Below are 8,142 nucleotides of genomic sequence, written 5' to 3' on the forward strand. Positions count from 1 at the left end.
CCCGCACCGGCACCCGCCGCGCCCCGCACCGGCACCCCGCGCACCGGCCGACGTCGGCCGGTCCCTCCTGGTGCACGCGGGCGGCGCGCCACGCCAGCAAGGACAGGCTCGTCTATCGGGAGCGGATGCCCGGCCCGGGTCCGTGGGCCGGGCATCCGTTTCGACGCGCACTCCTCAGAGCACGAGCCGTGCGCACGTGAAGCCGGCCGGAGGCATCCGCCCCGCCAATTCGACGGAGATTCTGGTTGAAACGGGCCAAAACAGGCTTCTCACGAGCTTTCTGGGCAATTTCTCCGTCGAATTTGACGGGGGCAGGCGCGAACGCGGAGTGGGCTAGGCCAGCCGCGCCTGCAGGTTGTCCGCGATGGCCGCGAGGAATTCCTCGGTGGTCAGGTAGCCCTGGTTCGGGCCGACCAGGAGCGCGAGGTCCTTGGTCATCTTGCCGCTCTCGACCGTCTTGATGACGACGTCCTCGAGGGTGTGCGAGAACTCGGCGAGCGCCGGGTTCGCATCGAGCTTGGCCCGGTGGGCGAGGCCGCGGGTCCAGGCGTAGATCGACGCGATCGGGTTGGTCGAGGTGGGCTTGCCCTGCTGGTGCTGGCGGTAGTGGCGGGTCACGGTGCCGTGCGCCGCCTCTGCCTCGACGACCGTGCCGTCGGGGGTGGAGAGCACGCTCGTCATCAGGCCGAGTGAGCCGAAGCCCTGCGCCACGGTGTCCGACTGCACGTCGCCGTCGTAGTTCTTGCAGGCCCAGACGTAGCCGCCCTCCCACTTCATGGCGGATGCGACCATGTCGTCGATGAGGCGGTGCTCGTAGGTGAGGCCGGCCGCCTCGTAGCGCTCCTTGAACTCGGCGTCGAAGATCTCCTGGAAGATGTCCTTGAACCGGCCGTCGTAGGCCTTGAGGATGGTGTTCTTCGTGGAGAGGTACACGGGATAGTTGCGCTCAAGGCCGTAGTTGAGCGAGGCACGGGCGAAGTCGATGATCGACTTGTCGAGGTTGTACATCCCCATCGCCACGCCGCTGCCCGGAGCCTGGAAGACCTCGAACTCCTGGGGCGCGCTGCCGTCCTTCGGGGTGAAGGTCATGCTGAGCGTGCCTTCGCCCTCGAAACGGAAGTTCGTGGCCTTGTACTGGTCGCCGAACGCGTGGCGGCCGATGATGATCGGCTTGTTCCAGCCGGGCACGAGGCGCGGGATGTTGGAGATGATGATGGGCTCGCGGAAGATGGTGCCCCCGAGGATGTTGCGGATGGTGCCGTTGGGCGAGGCCCACATCTTCTTCAGGCCGAATTCCTCGACCCGGGCCTCGTCCGGCGTGATGGTCGCGCACTTGACGCCGACGCCGTGCGTCTGGATGGCCCGGGCGGCGTCGACCGTGATCTGGTCGTTGGTCTCGTCACGCTTCTGGATCGACAGGTCGTAGTACTCGAGGTCGATGTCGAGGTACGGGTGGATCAGGGTGTCCTTGATCGCCTGCCAGATGATGCGGGTCATCTCGTCCCCGTCGAGCTCGACGACAGTGCCTTCAACCTTGATCTTCGCCAATGAATTTCTCCTCAGAATGTCGGGGGGCCTGAATGGCCACGGCAATTCTACTAGAGGGACGCAACTATCTTGACATCGAGACAGTTACCGGGTCGGCGGAAACCCCGACTACCGGCGTCCCCGGGCGCACGTTAGCCTGTTGCTATGGGTGAACTACGACTGGAAGAATTGTCCGCACGCAATATTGTTGCGGCCAATACCCTGAGCCTGAAGCCGGGCCAGGAACAATACATTGCTCCCGTCTCGTACTCGGTCGCGGCATCCGTGATCAACCCGGCCACGGCCTGGCAGCGTGTCGTGCTGCTCGACGGCGAGGTGGCCGGCTTCATCCACGGCAACTTCGACCCCGAATCGGCGCACGAGGAGTTCCGCGCCTGCATCTGGCGGATCAACGTGGACGCGAACGCGCAGGGAAAGGGCGTCGGCAAGTTCGCCGCCGAGGCTCTCGCTGAGGAGGCGCGGGGGCGCGGCTTCGACCACATCACCGTGATCTGGGAACCCGGCGAGGAGGGCCCGGAGTCGTTCTTCCACCGGATCGGCTTCCGCGACATCGGCCAGACCGCCTACGGCGAAGTGATCGGTTCCCTGCAGCTCTGACCGAGGCGACCCGATGCGCATTGCCCCGGACAGCCCGTTCGTGACCCACGTGCTCGACATCGTCGATTCGATCCCGCCCGGCCGGGTGATGACCTACGGGGATGTCGCGGCCGTGCTCGGCTCGCGCGGCGCCCGGGTGGTGGGCCAGGTGATGTCGCACTACGGGTCGGATGTGCCGTGGTGGCGGGTCATCCGTGCCGGCGGGCATCCGCCGGTCGAACACGAGGCGCGCGCCCTGGCGCACTACCGGACCGAGGGCACACCCCTGCTCAACGCTCTGGCGCCCGGCTACCGGGTCGACTACGCGATGGCGCGCTGGTCGCCGGGGGGAGCCTGAGCAGGATGACGAGTTCCGCGAGCGTGCCAGGCGTGAGGTCCTCCCGCCTCGTCCCGCTCCGCGAACGCGTCAAGGTGTCTCCGGCACCGGCGGCGATCGACCCGGACGTCGTCCGCCGGTCAACTCCGAACCCTTGTTCGGCGGCGCTCAACGGTGTTACCGTGCCACATGGACAGCGAAAAGAAAGTCACGGATCCCCTGGATCCCCTCGTCACCGACCCAGGCCTCTACCGGGTTCTCCTCGAAAATGAGCGTGTTCGCGTGCTCGAATTCCTCGACGCTCCAGGCGATGAGACCAACCCGCACGAGCACCCCGACAGCGTGATGATCACCCTCAGTGCCTACTCCCGGCGACTGTCGGCCGAGGGCCGCGAGCTCGACGTCGAGCTGCCCGCCGGCGAGACGCGCTGGCTCCCGGCCCAGGAGCACGCCGGCCTCAACATCGGCAAGACCCCGACTCACGCGATCTTCGTCGAGCTCAAGGAGGCGGCCGTGAGTCCCCGGGACCCGAATTACCACCCGCTGGGCCCCGTGGCGCCCCGCCCGCTGACCGGCACCCCGCTGTCCGACGCCTCGAGCGATGAGGAGAAGGCCTGGGGATTCGCCTGACCTGACCGGCGTCGACGGCATCACGTCGCGGCGCACCGTGCGGAAGCGGGCGCACGTTCTACCGTGCGCCCCGCTCCGCACGGTGCGCCGCGAGGACGGACCGCGGCTGCCCGAGGTCAGACGAGCGACTCCCGCCACGCTGCGTGCAGCTGGGCGAAGCGCCCGGTGCCCGCGATGAGGTCCGCCGGGGTGCCGTCCTCGACGATCCGGCCGTGCTCCATCACGAGCACCCTGTCGGCGATCGCCACGGTCGACAGCCGGTGCGCGATGATCACGGCGGTGCGGTCGGCCAGCAAGGTCTGCAGGGCCTGCTGCACCAGCCGTTCGCTGGGGATGTCCAGACTCGAGGTGGCCTCGTCGAGGATGAGCACGGCCGGGTCGGCGAGGAACGCCCGCGCGAACGAGATCAGCTGCCGTTGCCCGGCCGAGACTCGCCCGCCGCGCTTGTTGACGTCGGTGTCGTAGCCGCTGGGCAGCCCCTCGATGAAGTCGTGCGCGCCGACCGCCCTGGCCGCCGCGACGATCTCGGCGGGCGTCGCATCCGGTTTGCCGATCGCGATGTTGTCGGCGACGGACCCGCTGAACAGGTACGCCTCCTGGGTCACCATGACGATCGCGCGGCGCAGGTCCTTCGGGTGCAGGTCGCGCAGGTCGACCCCGTCGAGGCTGACCCGGCCGTCCGAGGGGTCGTAGAACCGGGCCATCAGCTTGGCCAGGGTCGACTTGCCCGCCCCCGTCGACCCGACCAGGGCGATGGTCTGCCCCGCCGGGATCGTCAGGTCGAACCGGGGCAGGATGACCCGGTCGCTCTGGTAGCCGAAGCTCACCTGGTCGAACGCCACCAGTCCGCGCGCCTTCCAGAGGTCGACCGGCGCCACCGGGTCCGGCACGCCGGGGTGTTCCTCGAGCACGCCGGAGATCTTCTCCAGCGCCGCGGCGGCGGACTGGTACGAGTTGTAGAACATCGCCATGTCCTCCATCGGGTCGAAGAAGCGCCGGGTGTAGAGCAGCGCCGCCAGCAGGGCTCCGATGGCCAGCTGCCCGTCGGCGACCCGGAAGCCGCCGACCAGGAGCACCACGGCGACCGCGACGTTGCCGATCAGCACGAGGCCGGGGTCGAAGATGCCGAACAGCTGGATGACCCGGCCGTTCACCTTGCGATAGTCCTCGACGAGTTCGCCGAACACCTTCTCGTTGCGCCTCTCCGCCCGGAAGGCCTTGACCGCGCGGATGCCCGTCATCGTCTCCACGAACTGCACGATCAGGCTCGCCGACGCGGTCCGCGACTGCCGGAACAGCGTCTGCGACCGCACCTGGAACCAGCGGGTGAGGATGAGCAGCGGCACCAGCGACCCGAACAGCACGAGCCCGCTCATGCCGTCGAGCGCGAACAGGGCGATCGCGGTGAATGTCATGTAGAGCAGGCCCTGCACGAGCTGGTTGATGCCGGAGTCGAGCAGCTCGCGGATGGCGTCGAGGTCGCTCGTCTGCCGGGAGATGATCCGGCCGGAGGTGTAGGACTCGTGGAATTCCAGGCTCAGCCGCTGGGTGTGGAGGAAGACCCGTTTGCGCAGGTCGATCAGCACGCCCTGGCTGATCCTGGCCGACATCAGCGTGTACCAGGCGATCAGGCCGGCGCCGATCACGCCGGTGAGCAGGTAGACCGCCCCGGTGGCGGCGAGCGGGAACCAGTCCTGGTTCAGCAGCGCCGGCAGCCCCCGGTCGATGCCGTACGCGATCAGCGCCGGACCGGCCACCTGCGCAATGGTCGAGAGCACGACGATGAGCATCGCCGCGATCACGGGCCAGCGCACGGGGGCGAGCAGCGACCCGAGCAGGCGCAACGACCTGGCCCGGATCTGTCTGCTCTCCGCGGCGCTGAAATTGCTGCGCTCTTCTCCTTCGACTCCGGTGACGCTCACAGCGTCACCTCCTTCCGTGCGGATTCGCGTCGTTCTTCGTCTTCCAGGCTGGAAATGACGAACTTGTAGTGTTCGCTCTGCCGGAGCAGGTCGGAGTGCCGGCCGACAGCGGTGATCCGGCCGCCTTCGAGCAGCGCCACCCGGTCGGCGAGCATGACCGTGGACGGCCGGTGGGCCACGACCAGCGCCGTGGTGGAGGCGAGCACCTCCCGCAGCGCGGCCTCGACGAGCGACTCGGTGTCCACGTCGAGCGCCGAGAGCGGGTCGTCGAGTACGAGCACCGCGGGTTTCGCGGCGACGGCGCGGGCGAGCGCGAGTCGTTGCCGCTGACCGCCGGAGAGGGACATGCCCTCCTCGCCGACGAGGGTGTCCACGCCCTGCGGGAGCTCGTGCACGAACCCCGCCTGGGCCACCTGCAGCGCCTCCTCGAGCGCGGCATCCGCGTCGCCGGAGCGTTCGGCCCACTCGGGGCGGCCGAGCAGCACGTTGTCGCGCACGGATGCCGAGAACAGCGTCGCATCCTCGAACGCCATCGCCAGGTGGCGGCGCAGTTCCTCGCGGCCGAGGGCGCGCACGTCCACCCCGTCGAGGGTCACCGCGCCCGCCGTCACGTCGTAGAGGCGGGTGGTGAGCGCCGTGAGCGTCGACTTGCCTGAGCCGGTCAGTCCGACCAGGGCCATCGTCTCGCCGGGTTCGAGCACCAGGTCGACGCCGTCGAGCAGGTCGGGGAACCGGCCGGGCGAGTCGGGGTAGCGGAAGTGCACGTCCTCGAACGCAAGCCGACCCCGCGGGTGGTCGATCGTGGCCGGGTTCTCCGGGTCGGTGATCGTGTTCGGGGCGTCGAGCACGTCGAAGAACCGGTCGGTGGCGGTGCGGGTGTCGAAGGTCATCGACAGCAGGAAGCCGATCGACTCGACCGGCCAGCGCAGCACGGTCGCCGTGGCGAAGAACGCGACGAGGCCGCCCACGGTGAGCTCACCCTGGCTCGCCAGCCAGACGCCCGCGACGAGGCAGAGCGCGAAGGCGACGTCGGGCACGAGCAGCAGCCAGAGCCAGATGCCGGCGATGGCCCGCGCCTTCTCGATCTCCGTGCCGCGCAGGCTTTCCGCCTGCGCGGAGAAATTCTTCAACGCGAACGAGCCGCGCCCGAACGCCTTGAGCACGCGGATGCCGTGCACCGACTCCTCGACGGCCGTCGCCAGGTCGCCGGCCTGATCCTGGCTGCGCCGGGCGACGACGGAGTATTTCTCCTCGAACAGGTAGCCGACGATCCAGAGCGGCACCGAACAGACCAGGAAGATGACGCCGAGGACCCAGTTCATCGAGACCAGGATGACCGCGCCGATCACGATCGTGACCAGGTTGACCACGAGGAGGACGAGCCCGAACGAGATCCAGCGCCGGATCTGGTTGAGGTCGCTGACGGCGCGGGAGAGCAGCTGGCCGCTCGGCCACCGGTCGTGGAACGAGACCGGGAGGTCCTGCAGCCTGGCGTAGAGCGCGTTGCGCATCCGGGCCTCGATGTGCGTGCCCGGGCCGAGCACGAACCAGCGCCGGAGCGCGATGAGCACCGCCTCGAGCACGCCGAGTGCGAGGATGACGATCACGGCCGGCCAGATCTGGGCGGAGTCCTGCCGGGACAAAGCACCGTCGACGAGCCGTTGCAGCACCTGCGGGATGGCGAGCGCGACGAGCGCGGCGAGGAGCGCCGCGAGCATGCCGAGGGTGAGGCGCGGCAGGGCCGGCCTCGCGTAGGGGTAGAGACGCAGCAGGGTCCGGAGGGTGGTCCTCCGGTTGGGCGGGGTGTCCCCTGCGGCGTCGATCGGATGTTCGTGGTCGGTGAGCGTGGTCACGTGTGAGTCCTGAAATGTCAGTGTTCTGGTGCGCGGCGTGCTGGGGCGCGGTGAGGCGCCGGTGGGTGCCGACGCCGATCGTGTTCCGTCGGCGACGGGCGGAAGCCTGGGAGCTTCCGGTGCGCGGGCAGCGGGCTGGTGCGAGGGCCGGTCGTGCAGGTGCGAGAGCCGGTCGTGCCGGTGCGTTTCCCGGCGGGTTGGGCGGCGCTGGCGGGGCGGAGGGCGGTTAGGCGGCGCTGGCGGGGCGGAGGCGGGCGCCACAGGCAGCGCCGAGGTTCGCATCCGTTGCGAGCTGTCGCTGTGCTGTCTTTGTCATGTCGGCCTCCTGAGCGCATCGTGTTCGGTACTGTGCCCCCCTGATCAGGCAGCCTTTTAGACTACGACCGATGCTCGCCGGGCGCAAGGGACAATTCCGTCAGCGCACCCGCACGCTGAGGCAGGTGACGCAGCCCTCGAGTTTCTCGAACTCGGAGATGTCGACGGCGACCACGCGGTAGCCGCGCCGGGCGAAGAGTTCCGCGGAGCGCGGAGCGGCCGAGGACATCAGCACGGTGCGGTCGTCGAGCACGACGACCGCGGTGCCGTGGGCCTCCGGAACGGGCAGGAAGCTCTCGAACACCGACGGGTCGTCGACGAGCGGCGGAAAGCCGATCACGGTGCCGTCGGGCAGCGCGGTGACCGCGGTCTTGAGGTGCAGCGCGCGGCTGATCGGCACGGCGACGACCGTGTAGCCGCGAGGGGCGAGGATGCCCCGCAACGCTTCGATGCCCTCGTCATTGGTGCGGAGGCTCCGTCCGACATAGACGGTGCGGCCGACCTTGAGCACATCGCCGCCGTCGAGGGTTCCGGGCAGATCGAGGCGGCGCACCGGGATGCCGAGCCGGGCCACGGCGGCCTCGGCCCCGGCCGTCTCGCCCCGGCGGGTCTCGGCGCCCGGGCTGGCGACGACGGCGATGTCGCCGAAGATGATCACGGCATCCTCGATGAAGACGGAGTCCGGCAACTCCGGCGCGGGTTCGACCTCGATGGTCTCCCAGCCCTCGGCTGCGAGCGCGGCGACGTAGCCGCGCCACTGCGTCTCGGCCAGCGCCGGGTCGACCTCGGCGCGCTCGATGTGAGTCAGGAGCCCCTCGGCCAGGTTACGGGCGGGACGGCGCACGAGGGCGCGCGGGGCAGGCTGGGGCACGGCGACGGGTTCCATCCCGCCAGTGTACGGCCCGGGACCCGGCCGGGCGCGGCGCCGCTGCGCGAGAGTGTCGCGACTCCCCCGCAGCGG

The 8,142-nt window shown here is 69.3% G+C and carries 8 protein-coding genes; 4 read left to right on the forward strand and 4 right to left on the reverse strand.

All coding sequences use genetic code 11. The annotated features are described in order from the left end of the window. A partial coding sequence (locus E3T48_RS17050; RefSeq protein ID WP_206751163.1) for a hypothetical protein occupies positions 1–200 on the forward strand: 200 nt, incomplete at its 5' end. Between the two features lie 133 nt (positions 201–333). Here the strand turns inward: E3T48_RS17050 and E3T48_RS11830 are convergent. After that, entirely contained in the window at positions 334–1,548 is a 1,215-nt protein-coding gene (locus E3T48_RS11830; RefSeq protein ID WP_134524262.1) for an NADP-dependent isocitrate dehydrogenase, read from the reverse strand. A 144-nt stretch (positions 1,549–1,692) separates the two neighbouring features. On the opposite strand from E3T48_RS11830, the gene E3T48_RS11835 reads away from it, so the two are divergent. The 3 genes from E3T48_RS11835 (at position 1,693) to E3T48_RS11845 (ending at position 3,091) form a co-directional block, all read left to right on the forward strand. Continuing rightward, the gene (locus E3T48_RS11835; RefSeq protein ID WP_134524263.1) at positions 1,693–2,145 is read left to right on the forward strand and encodes a GNAT family N-acetyltransferase; all 453 of its coding nucleotides are present in this window, start codon (positions 1,693–1,695) and stop codon (positions 2,143–2,145) included. 13 nt (positions 2,146–2,158) lie between these two features. Further along, a complete protein-coding gene (locus E3T48_RS11840; protein WP_134524264.1) occupies positions 2,159–2,482 on the forward strand; it encodes an MGMT family protein in 324 nt (107 codons plus the stop codon). 168 nt (positions 2,483–2,650) lie between these two features. Beyond that, positions 2,651–3,091, forward strand: coding sequence for a cupin domain-containing protein (locus tag E3T48_RS11845; RefSeq protein ID WP_241986790.1), 441 nt, complete (start codon positions 2,651–2,653; stop codon positions 3,089–3,091). 116 nt (positions 3,092–3,207) lie between these two features. Here E3T48_RS11845 and E3T48_RS11850 read toward each other — a convergent pair whose 3' ends face one another. The 3 genes from E3T48_RS11850 to ddaH all read right to left on the reverse strand — a co-directional run bounded on the left by E3T48_RS11850 (position 3,208) and on the right by ddaH (position 8,067). After that, positions 3,208–5,013, reverse strand: coding sequence for an ABC transporter ATP-binding protein (locus tag E3T48_RS11850; RefSeq protein ID WP_134524265.1), 1,806 nt, complete (start codon positions 5,011–5,013; stop codon positions 3,208–3,210). After that, on the reverse strand, positions 5,010–6,731 hold the full coding sequence (locus E3T48_RS11855) for an ABC transporter ATP-binding protein (protein WP_134524267.1): 1,722 nt from the start codon (positions 6,729–6,731) through the stop codon (positions 5,010–5,012). Before E3T48_RS11855 ends, E3T48_RS11850 begins: the two co-directional genes overlap by 4 nt. Before the next feature lie 550 nt (positions 6,732–7,281). Further along, the gene (ddaH, locus tag E3T48_RS11865; protein ID WP_134524266.1) at positions 7,282–8,067 is read right to left on the reverse strand and encodes a dimethylargininase; all 786 of its coding nucleotides are present in this window, start codon (positions 8,065–8,067) and stop codon (positions 7,282–7,284) included. Between the last annotated feature and the right edge of the window lie 75 nt (positions 8,068–8,142).

The organism is Cryobacterium fucosi (assembly GCF_004403515.1).
GTDB lineage: Bacteria > Actinomycetota > Actinomycetes > Actinomycetales > Microbacteriaceae > Cryobacterium > Cryobacterium fucosi.

Coding starts and splice junctions, on each gene's coding strand:
- E3T48_RS11855 (WP_134524267.1), bottom strand. CDS start 6,731: ATGCTCGCGGCGCTCCTCGCCGCGCTCGTCGCGCTCGCCATCCCGCAG.
- E3T48_RS11840 (WP_134524264.1), top strand. CDS start 2,159: ATGCGCATTGCCCCGGACAGCCCGTTCGTGACCCACGTGCTCGACATC.
- E3T48_RS11845 (WP_241986790.1), top strand. CDS start 2,651: ATGGACAGCGAAAAGAAAGTCACGGATCCCCTGGATCCCCTCGTCACC.
- E3T48_RS11835 (WP_134524263.1), top strand. CDS start 1,693: ATGGGTGAACTACGACTGGAAGAATTGTCCGCACGCAATATTGTTGCG.
- ddaH (WP_134524266.1), bottom strand. CDS start 8,067: ATGGAACCCGTCGCCGTGCCCCAGCCTGCCCCGCGCGCCCTCGTGCGC.